Source organism: Vibrio sp. HS-50-1 (assembly GCF_024747315.1).
Classification (GTDB): domain Bacteria; phylum Pseudomonadota; class Gammaproteobacteria; order Enterobacterales; family Vibrionaceae; genus Vibrio; species Vibrio diabolicus.
Window position 1 is genome coordinate 42694 of the sequence record NZ_JAMPZF010000043.1, and the last position, 15126, is coordinate 57819.

The following is a 15126-nucleotide window of genomic DNA, read 5'->3' on the forward strand; positions in this document are numbered from 1 at the left end:
CTCTGATACAGAAAAGCCTCGGAACTTTCCGAGGCTTTTTCATTTCATATACCTAAGTTGAGTGGCAATGTTGACTGCATAAGTGAGCTCTTACACGCTAACTAGTCTGACTATATAATGGGCTTTAAAGCCCAGTAACGTGAGTTATTTTTAGTCTTTTCCCTTTACGATTTCTACGCTTTTACTTTTGATAGTGTAATAGCCACTTATAGCGCAAGAGGTGCTTAAAATTTAATCATTTTGATTTTAATGCCTTAGCAAACTCAGGGTTTTACACCCCTTGTTGTAGCTGCATAAAGGCTGTACAATTCGCGCCCTTATTCTTGTTTCAGTCATTGAGAGGCAACATGACCACTGAAAAAATCAATCTACTCGACTTTGATCGCAAAGGCATGCGTCAGTTTTTCGCAGAAGAACTCGGCGAGAAAGCGTTTCGTGCCGATCAGGTTATGAAGTGGATCTACCATTTCGGTGTAGATGACTTCGAAAAAATGACAAACATTAACAAGAAGCTGCGCGAAAAGCTTTTACACAAGTGCGAAATCAAGGCACCAACAGTCGCAGAAGCTCAGCACTCTTCTGATGGTACGATCAAGTGGGCGATGAACGTTGGTGATCAGGATGTAGAGACGGTTTACATTCCAGAAGATGATCGTGCAACGCTTTGTGTGTCTTCTCAAGTAGGTTGTGCGTTGGAATGTAAGTTCTGCTCAACAGCACAGCAGGGCTTTAACCGTAACTTGAAAGTTTCAGAGATCATCGGTCAGGTGTGGCGCGCTGCACGTGAAATTGGTCTTGAGAAAGAAACAGGTCGCCGCCCAATTACTAACGTCGTGATGATGGGGATGGGTGAACCGCTTCTAAACATGAAGAACTTGATCCCGGCATTAGAACTAATGCTGGACGATCTTGGCTTTGGTTTGTCAAAACGTCGTGTGACTGTATCTACATCAGGTGTGGTTTCTGGTCTTGATCAGATGACAGGCAAAATCGATGTCGCGTTGGCAATTTCCCTTCATGCGCCAAACGATAAGTTGCGTAGTGAAATCATGCCAATTAACGATCGTTGGGATATTCAAGATTTCCTAGCATCAGTTCGTCGTTACATCGCTTCATCGAATGCAAACCGCGGTAAGGTAACGGTTGAGTACGTACTCCTTGATCATGTGAATGATGACATGGACCATGCTCGTGAACTGGCTGAGCTGATGAAAGACACACCATGTAAGATTAACTTGATTCCGTTTAACCCGTATCCAGGTTCACCTTACAAGAAACCAAGTAACTCACGTATTGATCGCTTCCAAAAAACATTGATGCAATATGAGCATACAGTAACGGTTCGTAAGACTCGTGGCGATGACATTGATGCAGCGTGTGGTCAGTTAGTTGGTGATGTGATTGACCGAACTAAACGTACTGCAATGTTAAAAGCGTCGCGCGGTGCTGATACCATTGAAGTAAAAGCGGTATAAACGACCGGAATTCAAAAATAGCCAGAGCCATTTGCTCTGGCTATTTTGTTTATCGATAAGAGCATTTCTGCCAAGATTTATGACGACAACTCTCCAACTCGAGGTTATTTGGGTATAATTTCGAATTCCTTTGTCAAAGTTTGGACAAAAGCTTGAGCTATCTGTTAGTTTGAGTGTAAAGAGTTTTTGTCTTCGTTACACATTCGCTTATCATGATATGTGACATTAACGATGACACCGATAATTCTCAGCATTTTCTCACATACGCTTTGCTGATTTTTGCAAAACGGGTATTCACACTCAAATCGCTGAGAGTTTCTTAAAATTATTATTTTGGTTAACGCGTTTAGGCTAGCTATCTTTTAAAGAGGCTTAAGAACAATAACGAAAATACATAACCACGTTAGCCACTAAAACAGATTAAATACCACCATTATGACAGAACACGAAAATACGAATGAAGTGCCACTTTCTATTGAAGCTGGCACATTACTGAAAAACAAACGCGAATCTCTTGGGATGAGTCAAAAGCAAGTTGCTGATCGCCTGAGGCTTCGCGTTTCTGTTATTGAAGATATTGAAAATAACCGATTTGAGTCTCAACAAGTTGCGACATTTACGCGTGGTTACTTGCGTTCTTACGCGAAGTTCGTGGGCCTTGATGAGAAGATGGTTTTGACTGCGTTAGAGCAGACAGCAGATGTACAGCCGCAAGAGCAAGAAATTGAAATGCAGAGCTTCTCTCGCAAAACAAAAGATGAGAAGCACAATAGCCGTATCATGCTCCTGACTTGGGTTATCGGGTTGGTCATTATTGGTATTTCTGCAGCTTGGTGGTGGCAAAACCAGCAAGAGAATAGCCTAACGAAGGAAGTTACGGATTCAAGTGTTGAAGCGCCGAAGCCCACAGCGCAAGAGTTAGCTGATATCGATTTAATGACGGCTGAGGAGTTAATCGCAAGTACTCCTGAAGACGTTGTTTCAACAAGTAATGATGTTGTTGAAACGAGTGAAGTACCAGTCGAGCAGGGTAGCGCCCCTCTGCTTGCTGAAACTGAAAATACAACAAGCGTAGATTCTGAAGAACCTGTTGCCGTGATTGAAACTGCGGAAGAGGAACAGCCTGCGCCAGTCGTACCTGAAGGCATGACACTTCTTACTATGAAGTTTAAAGCGGACTGTTGGATTCAAGTAAAAGACACCAATGGTAAAACGCTGGTAAGTGGTACTCATAAACCAGGACAAGATGTAGAACTTACCGGAAAAGCGCCGTTTAAAGTGATATTAGGCGCACCGGAAGGGGTTACAATGACATTTGCAAGTGAACCTGTCGACCTTTCTGGGTATACTTCAGGCAAAGTAGCTAGATTCACTCTACCGTTATAAAAAATTATGAAACACGAATCTCCAATTATTCGTCGTAAATCGACGCGTATTTATGTGGGTGATGTGCCAATTGGTGATGGTGCGCCAATTGCCGTACAGTCAATGACTAACACTCGCACGACTGACGTAGAAGCGACAGTCGCTCAAATCCGAGCACTAGAAAAAGTCGGTGCAGATATCGTTCGAGTTTCTGTACCTACCATGGACGCAGCAGAAGCTTTCAAACTGATTAAACAGCAAGTTTCTGTACCATTAGTGGCTGATATTCATTTCGACTATCGTATCGCGCTGAAAGTGGCGGAGTACGGTGTTGACTGTTTACGCATCAACCCAGGTAACATTGGCAATGAAGAGCGCATTCGCGCTGTTGTTGACTGTGCTCGCGATAAAAACATCCCAATCCGTATTGGTGTCAACGGTGGATCTTTGGAAAAAGATTTACAGATGAAATACGGCGAACCAACGCCAGAAGCTTTAGTTGAATCGGCGATGCGTCACGTAGATCATCTCGATCGTCTTAACTTTGACCAATTTAAAGTTAGCGTGAAAGCTTCAGACGTCTTCCTTGCGGTGGATTCATACCGTCTGCTAGCGAAGAAAATCGATCAGCCTCTTCACTTGGGTATTACAGAAGCGGGTGGTGCTCGTGCTGGTGCTGTTAAGTCATCTGTTGGCTTAGGTATGCTGTTATCTGAAGGGATCGGTGATACGCTGCGTATCTCTTTGGCTGCCGATCCAGTTGAAGAAATCAAAGTCGGTTTCGACATTCTTAAATCTCTGCGTATTCGCTCTCGAGGCATCAACTTTATTGCTTGCCCAAGTTGCTCGCGCCAAGAATTTGATGTGATTGGCACGGTGAACGCACTTGAGCAGCGTTTAGAAGACATCATCACGCCAATGGATGTGTCTATCATCGGTTGTGTGGTAAACGGCCCTGGTGAAGCAGAAGTTTCTCACTTAGGTCTAGCAGGTAGTAACAAGAAGAGCGCATTCTACGAAGATGGTAAACGCCAGAAAGAACGCTTTGATAACGATGACCTTGTGAATCAGCTAGAAGCTAAGATCCGTGCGAAAGCAGCCATGATGAATGGCGAAAACCGCATCGAAGTTAAAGTACAAGATTAATCTCAACGAGAATTACGGTAAGTATTGTGGCAAAAACAATTCAAGCAATTCGAGGCATGAACGATTGCCTCCCAACTCAGTCGCCACTGTGGCAAAAACTAGAAAACACAGTGAAAAATGTAATTAGCGCATACGGTTATAACGAAGTGCGCATGCCAATCGTTGAAGAAACAAACCTATTCAGCCGCGCTGTTGGTGAAGAGACAGACGTCGTTTCAAAAGAAATGTACACCTTTGATGATCGTAACGGAGACAGCCTAACACTTCGCCCTGAAGGTACGGCGGGTTGTGTACGTTCATGTATTCAAAACAGCCTTATCAACCGTGATGAACAGCGTCTGTGGTACATGGGGCCTATGTTCCGTCATGAGCGTCCGCAGAAAGGTCGTTACCGTCAATTCCACCAGTGTGGTGTTGAGGTGTTTGGTCTAAATGGTCCAGATGTTGATGCAGAGCTTATCATGATGACGGCTCGACTATGGCGTGAGCTAGGTATCAATGAACATGTTCGTCTTGAGCTGAACTCTATCGGTTCTCAAGAAGACCGCGCAGACTACCGTACTGCACTGGTTGCGTTCCTTGAGCAACATATTGATGTGCTAGACGAAGATTGTAAGCGTCGCATGCACACGAACCCACTGCGTGTTCTGGATACGAAGAACCCAGACGTTCAAGCTATTTTAGGTGATGCACCTCGCCTTTCAGATTACTTAGGTGAAGAATCTAAAGCACACTTCGCAGGTCTATGTGAACTTTTAGACGCCGCAGGTATCGAATACACAGTTAACGAACGTCTAGTTCGTGGTCTGGATTACTACAACCGCACGGTATTTGAATGGATCACTGAAAGCCTAGGTGCTCAAGGCACCGTTTGTGGCGGTGGTCGCTACGATGGTCTTGTAGAGCAATTAGGTGGTAAACCAACACCAGCCGTTGGCTTTGCAATGGGCCTAGAGCGTCTTGTTCTGATGCTAGAAACACTAGAACTAACAGACGTTCGTCGCAGTGTGGATGTTTACGTAGTAACAGCAGGCGAAGGCACCATGATGGCAGGAATGAAGCTAGCAGAGCAGCTTCGTGAGTCTATCCCTGGCGTTCGTGTGATGAATCACTTCGGTGGCGGTAACTTCAAGAAACAGTTTAAACGCGCAGACAAAGTTGGTGCTGTAGTAGCATTGGTTCTGGGCGAAAACGAAGTTGCGGATAACACCGTAGTACTGAAAGACTTGGCTGGTGGTGAGCAAGAGACTTACAACCAAGCCGAAGTTGCAGAAAAGATCGCAGCACTGATTTAAGTCTTTTAGTAATCTAACAAAATTACATCCTAGTTCGTAAGCTAAGGCTCCCAAATGTGGAGCCTTTAAACGAAATAGGAACAATGGCAGCTAAGCTGCCATTTACATGTTTTAAGAGGACAGGAAGTGGAACTTTACGATACTGAAGAACAACAAGTTGAAGCCATTAAAGACTGGTGGAAGGAAAACGGCAAAGCCGTCATCATCGGTGCGGTTGTTGGCTTAGGTGGTTTATTTGGCTGGCGTTACTACCAGGATTCTGTGATTCAGGCGAGTGAAGCAGCTTCTCAAAGCTACACGACAGCAATGAATGCTTTGCAAGATAAAGGTACTGATGCTCAAGCTGACGTGAAAGCTTTCATTGAGTCAAATGAAGTAAAAGAATATTCAGTATTGGCTGCGCTACAACTTGCTAAAGCACAAGTTGAAGCTCAAGATCTTTCTGCTGCATTAGAGCAATTGAAGTGGGCGCAAAGCAACACTCAAGATGCTGCGCTGTTACCATTGATTAGTTACCGCATTGCGCGTATTGAGACGGAAATGGGTAACTTCGACGCTGCAACGGCAGAGCTAAGTAACGTCACTGATACAGCATGGACAGGTCGTATTGCTGAACTTCGTGGCGATATTGCGATTCGCCAAGGTGACAAAGATGCCGCATACGCTGCGTATACTGAAGCTCAGCAAGCGGCAGACGCAAGCCCGACACTACAAATGAAATTGGACGATCTGGCGAAATAAGGACCGCATTGGATGAAAAGAGTCTTTAACAAAGCCTTGTTAGGGGCGTTAACAATGGGAATTCTTGCCGGTTGTGCTGGTGAGAAAGATACCATTGTAATGGCGCCACTACCTCAGGTAGACAGTGAGTTTACAACCAGTAGTGAGTGGAGTACATCGGTTGGCGATGGTGTTGGTCATTACTTTTCAAAGCTATCCCCTGTATTTGCGAATGATACATTGTTCGTGGCAAGTCGCGATGGCTTAGTAAAAGCGCTGGATCCTGAGAATGGTAAACAACGTTGGCAAACGGACCTAGAAGAAGATGTCATTGCTCGTCTCTCTGGTGGTATCACAGCAGCATACGGAAACCTTTATATTGGCTCTGAGAATGGTGAAGTCATCTCTCTTGACCAAGAAACAGGTGAAGTTGTTTGGCGTGTGAAAGTTGGTGGTGAGGTACTGGCGAAGCCAGTTGCAGATTCAGGCCTTATTATCATCAATACGAGCCGAGGCATGTTGATTGCCCTTAATGAGAGTACAGGTGAGCAACGCTGGGCATTGAGTACAGAAGTGCCGAACCTAACTTTACGTGGCGACAGTACTCCGACTGCAATTGGCGGCGGTGTATTTTGGGGAACGGCAAATGGCCGACTCGCAGCTGCTATCGTTGAGCGTGGTCAGCTGATTTGGCAACAGCCTGTTGGTACGCCAAAAGGCGCGACAGAAATTGATCGTTTGGTTGATGTTGATTCATCGCCAATTGTGTTAGGCGGTACTCTTTTCACCATTGGATACAATGGTCAACTTATCGCCATTGATTTGCGTTCAGCGAACCCGATTTGGAAGCGTAATTACTCATCTGCAACAGACATTTCTACAGATGGTAGCCGCATCTTTGTGATAACGGAAAAAGATCATGTTGTTGCCGTTGATTCACGAAGTGGGACTGAGTTGTGGGAAAACAGCTTGCTTGAGCACCGACAACTTACAGCGCCAGTTATTGTCGGCAATTATCTCGTTGTCGGTGACACGCTTGGTTACCTTCACTGGATGGATCGTTCAACAGGCGAATTTGTTGCGCAGCAGTTTATCGATGATAGCGGCTTGGCCGTTGGCCCGACGTTATTGTCGGATGGTTATGTGATTACAACTCGCAACGGCGATGTAAAGAAACTAACCATTAACGAATAATATCGTGATATAATTCACATTCGGCTCCTGGCTGGTGACAGCTAGGAGCCGTTTTGTTGTTTGAATTTATTAACCCTGACGTGGTTATAGGTAAAAAGCTGGTTTGATTTGGCATCGAGCAAGTCGTTACCTATAACTACAGAAGAAAGATTATTGTAGAGGTTGTTATGGTACCTGTTGTAGCTCTAGTAGGGCGTCCGAACGTAGGTAAATCTACACTATTTAACCGATTGACTCGCACTCGTGACGCGTTGGTTGCGGACTTTCCAGGCCTAACGCGAGACCGTAAGTATGGCCAGGCGAGACTTGGTGAAGAGCACGAATTCATTGTGATTGATACCGGCGGTATTGATGGCACAGAAGAAGGCGTGGAAACAAAGATGGCAGAACAGTCATTAGCCGCGATTGATGAGGCTGATGTTGTATTGTTCCTTGTTGACGGTCGTGCTGGTCTGACTCCTTCAGATGCAGCAATTGCTGCGCATCTGCGTAAAATTGAAAAGCCAGCGATGCTGGTGGTAAACAAAATAGATGGTATTGATGCCGATGCGGCGTGTGCTGATTTTTGGCAGCTCGGCGTGGATGATATGTACCAGATTGCGGCCGCTCATGGCCGTGGTGTGACCGCTCTGCTTGAGCGTGCTTTATCTCCATTCTTTGATGATCTACTAACAAGTGAGTCTGAAGACGGTGAGATTGAAGACCTGACTGGATTCGAAGACGAAGAGCCTCTTGTTGAAGATTACACTGAAGAAGACGCAGAAGCTGAATTCAAGCGCCTTCAAGAGCAGCCGATTAAGTTGGCGATCATCGGTCGTCCTAACGTAGGTAAATCGACACTGACTAACCGTATTCTGGGTGAAGAACGTGTGGTTGTATACGATATGCCTGGTACGACGCGTGATTCTATCTACATCCCGATGGAGCGTGATGGACGCGAATACGTACTAATTGATACCGCAGGTGTTCGTCGTCGTGGTCGTATCAATGAAACGGTTGAAAAGTTCTCTGTTGTTAAGACGCTGAAAGCGGTAGAAGATGCAAACGTCGTTCTACTGGTGATTGATGCACGTGAAAATATTTCAGACCAAGACCTAAGCTTGCTTGGTTTTGCACTGAATGCTGGCCGCTCAATTGTCATCGCCGTTAACAAGTGGGATGGTCTAGACAGTGACGTGAAAGAAAGCGTGAAGAAAGAACTGGACCGCCGTCTAGGATTCGTCGATTTCGCGCGTATCCACTTTATCTCTGCGCTGCACGGTACTGGCGTTGGTCACTTGTTTGAATCTATCCAAGAAGCATATAACTCGGCGACAACGCGCGTGGGTACGTCAGTACTGACGCGTATCATGAAGATGGCAGTGGATGATCACCAGCCGCCAATGGTTCGTGGTCGTCGTATCAAACTCAAATACGCACACGCAGGTGGTTACAACCCACCGATCGTTGTTATCCACGGTAACATGGTTCGTGAATTGCCAGATTCGTATAAACGTTATCTAATGAACTACTTCCGTAAGTCTCTGGAAATTATGGGAACACCGATTCGCATTAACTTCCACAACAGTGATAACCCATACGAGAACCGTACGAATAAGCTTACTCTATCACAAGAGCGTAAACGTAAGCGTATGATGTCGATGGTGAAAAACCGCAATAAATAATGAAATTCGAATACCCAAGTTTCTACTTGGGTATTTTTTTATCAAAAGTAATCGTAAAAATGACTATCACAGCAACAAAGACTCGTTTTTGTCATCAAACATGGCAATTAGAAGCACAAATACAGCTCGTTCAATCTACGGAAGAAGTGACTTACGTTATTACAGATGTCACGCCGTTCCATCCCGTCAGTCACATATGGCCGGATCACCCTGCAGACAAAGGAACGTTGAAGGTGAATGGGGCTGAGCATGACGTGGTAGATTGCCAAGTTGGATCAGTGGAGCAGGAGAGTGGTGCTTTGTATGTGGGTAGTGACATCCCTGTAAAGCGTGATGCTGAAGGTTGGGTGTTTGTCGTCGTGCATGTTTTATCACGTACGGAATCACTTGCAATTAATGACTTGGTAATATTAGCGGTAGATAAAGACTATCAAAATGCTTTGAGCCGAGGCCACACTGCAGGACACTTAGCGTATTTGGCGTTGAATAAAGTACTAGCGGAAGACTATTGGCGAAAAGACGCAGACCGCAAAGACCCACATGGTTATTATGACTTTAATAGCTATGCACAAGTTACGAGTTATGTTACTCCAGACAAGTGCCTCGATACGTACCGTTTAGGCAAAACACTCCGTAAAAGAGGATTAAACAGTGCAGATATGCTGAATGACCTCCAGGCGATTGCAGAAAAAGTGAATGGCCAACTGGTTGAATGGCTTCAAAGAGATGCGATGATCACCATGGAATGCCACGGCGACAGATTAACGGATTCTCGCTATTGGAAGTGCGATTTAGGGGAAGGTCAATTAGCGGTAATCCCTTGTGGTGGAACGCATGCGAGCCATTTAAATGAGTTTGCTTTTATCCAAGTTAAACTCGTTGAGCTCGACGCTCAAACTATCGAAATGCACACCAATGTAAACACTGCTTTCTGAATAAGATCTTTTTATTAAATTCTAATTTTTCGTTTAATTAAATTAAAATTAGGTTTTTATTCTGCCTTAAATTGGAATGCAGAATATGTAACTTATGCTTTCGGTGTGTGGTTATATAAATATTCTTTTAAGGGGTGATCGCTGATCAAGGAGTAAATATCAGACGATCAGTATAAGATCCTACTTATCAAGTATGGTTAGCGCCTCGTGAAACTTGTTGGGGCGGTGATGAAGATCAACATACTTGTTCGTTATTTTGAGTAGCATGCGTTACTCGAAATTGCTTAGTTTAGAGAGAGGAACGGGATATGCAGCAGAACATTTGCCCGACTTGCAATGTCGAACTGGAATGGACAGGACAATACCATTGTGCACAGTGTGAATCGGATTTTAAAAAAGTAGGTTTTTGCCCTGATTGTGAGGCGGAGCTGGAGAAGCTGCAAGCATGCGGTGCTGCGAGTTACTTTTGTAATGTGTGTAATGAACTCAAATCAAAATCACGTGTCCGATTTGAGTTCCAGAAAGTCACTTAACCAGAGTTTGTATTCAGTTAACGGTAGAACGAACGTCGCCTTCGGCTAATCGAGTAATCAATACATCTCCCGATTTTACATCTGAAGATTGAGTAATCACTTTACCTTGCTCAGTTTGAGTAATTGAGTAACCTCGTTTCAATGTCGCTAGCGGGCTGACGGTGTCTAACTTCTCTGCAGCAATCGAGAGTTGATGGCGCATAGTCAGTAACTTGCGATCCATTGCATCCATGAGCTTTTGCTCAACACGTTCTAGCTTCGACTTCTGCTCGGCAAGGCGTGTTACAGGAGAATTTAATTGCAGCCGATAATGTTGACGCTCGATTCGCTGTTGACGCAAGGCAATAAAACGACTCATCGCTCGCTGTAAGCGCATGTCCAACTCATCTAACTGTTGCGTCTGACGTTGCAAGCGATAGCTTGGGTGCTGTCTCTCTAGACGGTGCACTAATTGAGCAGATTGCTGCTTTTGTTGTGCTAGGTAGTAACGCATCGCGCTCGCTAACTTATGCTGGCGGGTAACTAAAGCTTGATCTTTGTGGCTGTTATCACGGCTTACTAGCTCAGCGGCTGCTGATGGAGTAGGCGCGCGTACGTCGGCGACAAAATCAGCTATTGTCACGTCAACTTCATGTCCAACGGCGCTAATAATAGGAATTTGGCTTGCTGCAATCGTGCGAGCTAATATCTCGTTGTTAAAGCACCATAAGTCTTCTAATGAACCACCACCTCGGCCCACAATTAGCACATCACATTCATCACGGCTGTTAGCGCGACCAATGGCTTGTGCAATTTGAATGGCTGCGTCCTCACCTTGTACCACTGTCGGATAAATCACAACGGGTAGGGAAGGATCACGACGTTTCAATACGTCTAAGATATCGTAAAGCGCGGCACCAGTTTTCGATGTGATGACGCCAACACGTTTAGGGTGCTCAGGCAAAGATTGCTTATTGATTTGCGCGAACAACCCTTCTGCTGCAAGCTTCATTTTCAGCTCTTCAAACTCTTGCTGAAGACGGCCGTCACCTTCCGGTTGCATGCTTTCGATGATCAATTGGTAGTCACCGCGAGGCTCATAAAGAGAAAGACGAGCTTTTACTAGGACTTGATTACCGTTAGCGGGCTTGAAAGTAACACGGCGATTGTTACCACGAAACATGGCACATTTAACTTGAGCGCGAGAGTCTTTAAGAGTGAGGTACCAGTGACCAGAGACAGGAGCTGAGAAGTTGGATATCTCTCCGACGAGCCAAACGATCCCCATTTCGTTTTCAAGGAGTAAACGAACTTCTGCGTTGAGACGAGAAACAGTAAAGATGTTTTGATTGGTCTTGGAGAGCACAGCTAATCTCTTAGACGTGAGTATGGAAATTAGCGGAAATATAATACATAGCAAGGGGGTAATTGCAAGAAAAAAATTAAAAAATTTGTGGTCAAGCGATTGCGTTAACCGTATAATCCCTCCGCAATATCTAATCCAAATGTAGCTTGTTGCTAACACAGGTTACCCTCATTATGCGAAACGATGAGATTGGATTGTTCTTTTTACTCCTCTAATTGTGAGATATTGCAAATGCTAAGAATTGCCAAAGAAGCGCTGACATTCGATGACGTACTACTTGTGCCAGCACACTCCACCGTTCTCCCAAACACAGCTGATCTTCGCACTCAGCTAACTAAGAACATCACCCTAAACATCCCAATGATTTCAGCGTCTATGGACACTGTTACTGAAGCTCGTCTAGCGATCGCGCTAGCGCAAGAGGGTGGCATTGGCTTTATCCACAAGAACATGTCTATTGAGCAGCAGGCAGCCGAAGTTCGTAAAGTTAAGAAGTTCGAAGCTGGTATGGTGACTGACGCGGTTACAGTAAACCCTGACGCGACCATCGCTGATGTTGTTGCACTCACTGAAAAGCATGGTTTTGCAGGTTTCCCTGTTGTCACTGAGAGCAATGAGCTTGTTGGTATTATCACTGGTCGTGACGTTCGTTTTGTGACGGACCTTTCTAAGAAAGTATCTTCAGTAATGACGCCAAAAGAGAAGTTGGCAGCAGTTAAAGAAGGTGCAACACGAGAAGAAGTGCAAGAGAAAATGCACGAAGCTCGCGTAGAGAAAGTATTGGTTGTGAATGATGAGTTCCAACTAACCGGTATGATTACTGCGAAAGACTTCCACAAAGCAGAACGTAAACCAAACGCATGTAAAGATGAGCGTGGTCGCCTACGTGTTGGCGCAGCAGTTGGTGCTGGTGCTGGTAACGAAGAGCGAGTTGCTGCACTAGTTGAAGCTGGCGTTGACGTTCTACTTATCGACTCTTCACACGGTCATTCTGAAGGTGTTCTAAGCCGCATTCGTGAAACACGTGCAGCTTACCCAGATCTAGACATCATCGGTGGTAACGTAGCAACAGGTGCTGGTGCTAAAGCACTAATCGAAGCTGGCGTAAGCGCAGTGAAAGTTGGTATCGGCCCTGGTTCTATCTGTACAACTCGTATTGTAACGGGTGTGGGGGTTCCACAAATCACTGCAATCGCAGATGCGGCAGAAGTGGCTAATGATTATGGTATTCCAGTTATCGCTGACGGTGGTATCCGTTTCTCAGGTGACATCTGTAAAGCAATCGTAGCGGGCGCATCATGTGTGATGGTTGGTTCTATGTTTGCAGGTACTGAAGAAGCGCCGGGTGAAGTGATTCTATACAACGGCCGTTCTTACAAGTCTTACCGTGGCATGGGTTCTCTTGGTGCAATGTCTCAAGGTTCTTCTGACCGTTACTTCCAGTCTGACAACGCAGCGGACAAGCTAGTACCAGAAGGTATCGAAGGTCGTATCGCATACAAAGGCCGTCTAAAAGAGATCGTACACCAACAAATGGGTGGTCTACGTTCAAGCATGGGTCTAACTGGTTCTGCAACTATCGAAGATATGCGTACGAAAGCTGAATTTGTACGTATCTCTGGTGCAGGTATGCAAGAGTCTCATGTACACGATGTTCAAATTACTAAGGAAGCGCCGAACTACCGTCTAGGGAACTAATTACCTAACGAAAACGTTTGCTTTTTCCTTGAAGCATTAAGAAGAGGCGAGTACACTCGCCTCGGTTTTAATCACTTAGCCTTAAAAAGACTGCTCAAAATGACTAAAAATATCCATGACCAACGTATTCTGATCTTGGACTTCGGTTCTCAGTACACTCAATTAGTAGCACGCCGCGTACGTGAAATCGGCGTTTACTGTGAACTATGGAGCTGGGATGTAGAAGAAGCGGATATTCGCGAATTCAACCCAGATGGCATTATCCTATCTGGCGGTCCAGAAAGCGTAACAGAAGAGAACTCTCCACGCGCGCCTCAATATGTGTTTGATTCTGGTGTTCCTCTACTTGGCGTATGTTACGGCATGCAAACTATGGCGGAACAACTAGGTGGCAAAGTAGCAGGCTCTAACGAACGTGAGTTTGGCTACGCTCAGGTTAAAGTTTCTGGTGAATGTGCCTTATTTAAAGATCTTGAAGCAACTCAAGACGTTTGGATGAGCCACGGCGACAAAGTAGTAGAGATCCCAGCCGATTTCGTAAAAGTTGGTGAGACAGACACTTGTCCTTATGCTGCGATGGCGAACGAAGAGAAGAAATACTACGGCGTTCAGTTCCACCCAGAAGTGACACACACAAAAGGTGGCCTACAAATGCTTGAGAACTTTGTTCTTGGTGTATGTGGCTGTGAGCGTCTATGGACATCGGAATCTATCATCGAAGACGCGGTTGCTCGCATTAAAGAGCAAGTGGGTGACGACGAAGTTATCCTAGGCTTATCTGGTGGTGTGGATTCATCTGTTGTTGCGATGCTGGTGCACCGCGCAATTGGCGACAAGCTAACGTGTGTATTTGTCGATAACGGTCTACTTCGTTTAAACGAAGGCCAACAAGTGATGGATATGTTTGGCGATAAGTTCGGCCTAAACATCATCAAAGTTGATGCAGAAGATCGTTTCCTTGAAGCACTGAAAGGCAAGTCTGATCCTGAAGAGAAGCGTAAGACAATCGGCCACGTATTCGTAGATGTATTCGATGAAGAGTCGAAAAAGCTAAAAAATGCAAAATGGCTAGCGCAAGGTACCATCTACCCAGACGTAATCGAGTCTGCGGCATCTAAGACTGGTAAAGCGCACGTGATCAAATCACACCATAACGTGGGCGGTCTACCAGATGAAATGGAAATGGGTCTTGTTGAGCCACTACGTGAGCTGTTCAAAGATGAAGTACGTAAGATTGGTCTAGAGCTAGGCCTGCCTTATAACATGCTTTACCGCCACCCATTCCCAGGTCCAGGTCTAGGTGTTCGTGTTCTTGGTGAAATCAAGAAAGAATACTGTGACTTGCTACGTCGTGCTGATGCTATCTTCATTGAAGAGCTTCACGCTGCAGACCTATATGACAAAGTATCTCAAGCGTTCACGGTATTCCTACCAGTTCGCTCTGTAGGTGTAATGGGCGATGGCCGTAAATACGACTGGGTTGTATCACTGCGTGCAGTAGAAACCATCGACTTTATGACTGCCCATTGGGCACACCTACCATATGACTTCCTAGGTAAGGTATCTAACCGTATTATCAACGAAGTTGATGGCATTTCTCGTGTTGTTTACGACATTTCTGGTAAGCCACCAGCGACTATCGAGTGGGAATAATTTTCCTCTAGACTGTTGAGTTTATAAGAACCAGCCTCCGGGCTGGTTTTTTTGTGCTTCAAATTTGTGAATAGGGGACTCAACTTTTTTATAGGAGATATAT

Annotated in this window: 12 protein-coding genes; 11 read left to right on the top strand and 1 reads right to left on the bottom strand. The window is 45.2% G+C overall.

All coding sequences use genetic code 11. From position 1 onward, the window contains the following. The first annotated feature begins 347 nt into the window (after nt 1-347). The 9 genes from NDJ01_RS18600 to NDJ01_RS18640 all read left to right on the top strand — a co-directional run bounded on the left by NDJ01_RS18600 (nt 348) and on the right by NDJ01_RS18640 (nt 10327). On the top strand, nt 348-1475 hold the full coding sequence (locus NDJ01_RS18600) for a bifunctional tRNA (adenosine(37)-C2)-methyltransferase TrmG/ribosomal RNA large subunit methyltransferase RlmN (RefSeq protein WP_005391540.1): 1128 nt from the start codon (nt 348-350) through the stop codon (nt 1473-1475). 435 nt (nt 1476-1910) lie between these two features. Beyond that, entirely contained in the window at nt 1911-2861 is a 951-nt protein-coding gene (gene rodZ / locus NDJ01_RS18605; protein ID WP_203343552.1) for a cytoskeleton protein RodZ, read from the top strand. A 6-nt stretch (nt 2862-2867) separates the two neighbouring features. Next, entirely contained in the window at nt 2868-3986 is a 1119-nt protein-coding gene (gene ispG / locus NDJ01_RS18610) for a flavodoxin-dependent (E)-4-hydroxy-3-methylbut-2-enyl-diphosphate synthase (protein ID WP_258587119.1), read from the top strand. A 26-nt stretch (nt 3987-4012) separates the two neighbouring features. Next, on the top strand, nt 4013-5281 hold the full coding sequence (gene hisS, locus NDJ01_RS18615) for a histidine--tRNA ligase (protein WP_046874336.1): 1269 nt from the start codon (nt 4013-4015) through the stop codon (nt 5279-5281). A gap of 126 nt (nt 5282-5407) precedes the next feature. Beyond that, nucleotides 5408-6022 (top strand): YfgM family protein, encoded by a 615-nt coding sequence (locus NDJ01_RS18620; protein ID WP_005381697.1) that lies wholly within the window; start codon nt 5408-5410, stop codon nt 6020-6022. A 12-nt stretch (nt 6023-6034) separates the two neighbouring features. Beyond that, complete coding sequence (gene bamB, locus NDJ01_RS18625; protein WP_256899422.1) at nt 6035-7195, top strand: outer membrane protein assembly factor BamB; 1161 nt, start codon at nt 6035-6037, stop codon at nt 7193-7195. Between the two features lie 167 nt (nt 7196-7362). Next, nucleotides 7363-8859: a ribosome biogenesis GTPase Der gene (gene der / locus NDJ01_RS18630; protein ID WP_046874335.1), complete on the top strand. Its 1497-nt coding sequence runs from the start codon at nt 7363-7365 to the stop codon at nt 8857-8859. 59 nt (nt 8860-8918) lie between these two features. Beyond that, nucleotides 8919-9794 (top strand): alanyl-tRNA editing protein, encoded by an 876-nt coding sequence (locus NDJ01_RS18635; protein ID WP_139059878.1) that lies wholly within the window; start codon nt 8919-8921, stop codon nt 9792-9794. A 308-nt stretch (nt 9795-10102) separates the two neighbouring features. Continuing rightward, a complete protein-coding gene (locus tag NDJ01_RS18640) occupies nt 10103-10327 on the top strand; it encodes a zinc ribbon domain-containing protein (RefSeq protein WP_047010185.1) in 225 nt (74 codons plus the stop codon). A gap of 13 nt (nt 10328-10340) precedes the next feature. Here NDJ01_RS18640 and xseA read toward each other — a convergent pair whose 3' ends face one another. After that, complete coding sequence (xseA, locus tag NDJ01_RS18645; RefSeq protein WP_258587120.1) at nt 10341-11672, bottom strand: exodeoxyribonuclease VII large subunit; 1332 nt, start codon at nt 11670-11672, stop codon at nt 10341-10343. Between the two features lie 231 nt (nt 11673-11903). On the opposite strand from xseA, the gene guaB reads away from it, so the two are divergent. Both guaB and guaA read left to right on the top strand, forming a co-directional pair. Beyond that, a complete protein-coding gene (gene guaB / locus NDJ01_RS18650) occupies nt 11904-13370 on the top strand; it encodes an IMP dehydrogenase (protein ID WP_005391524.1) in 1467 nt (488 codons plus the stop codon). 99 nt (nt 13371-13469) lie between these two features. Then, a complete protein-coding gene (gene guaA / locus NDJ01_RS18655; protein WP_005391523.1) occupies nt 13470-15023 on the top strand; it encodes a glutamine-hydrolyzing GMP synthase in 1554 nt (517 codons plus the stop codon). Nucleotides 15024-15126 lie beyond the last annotated feature (103 nt).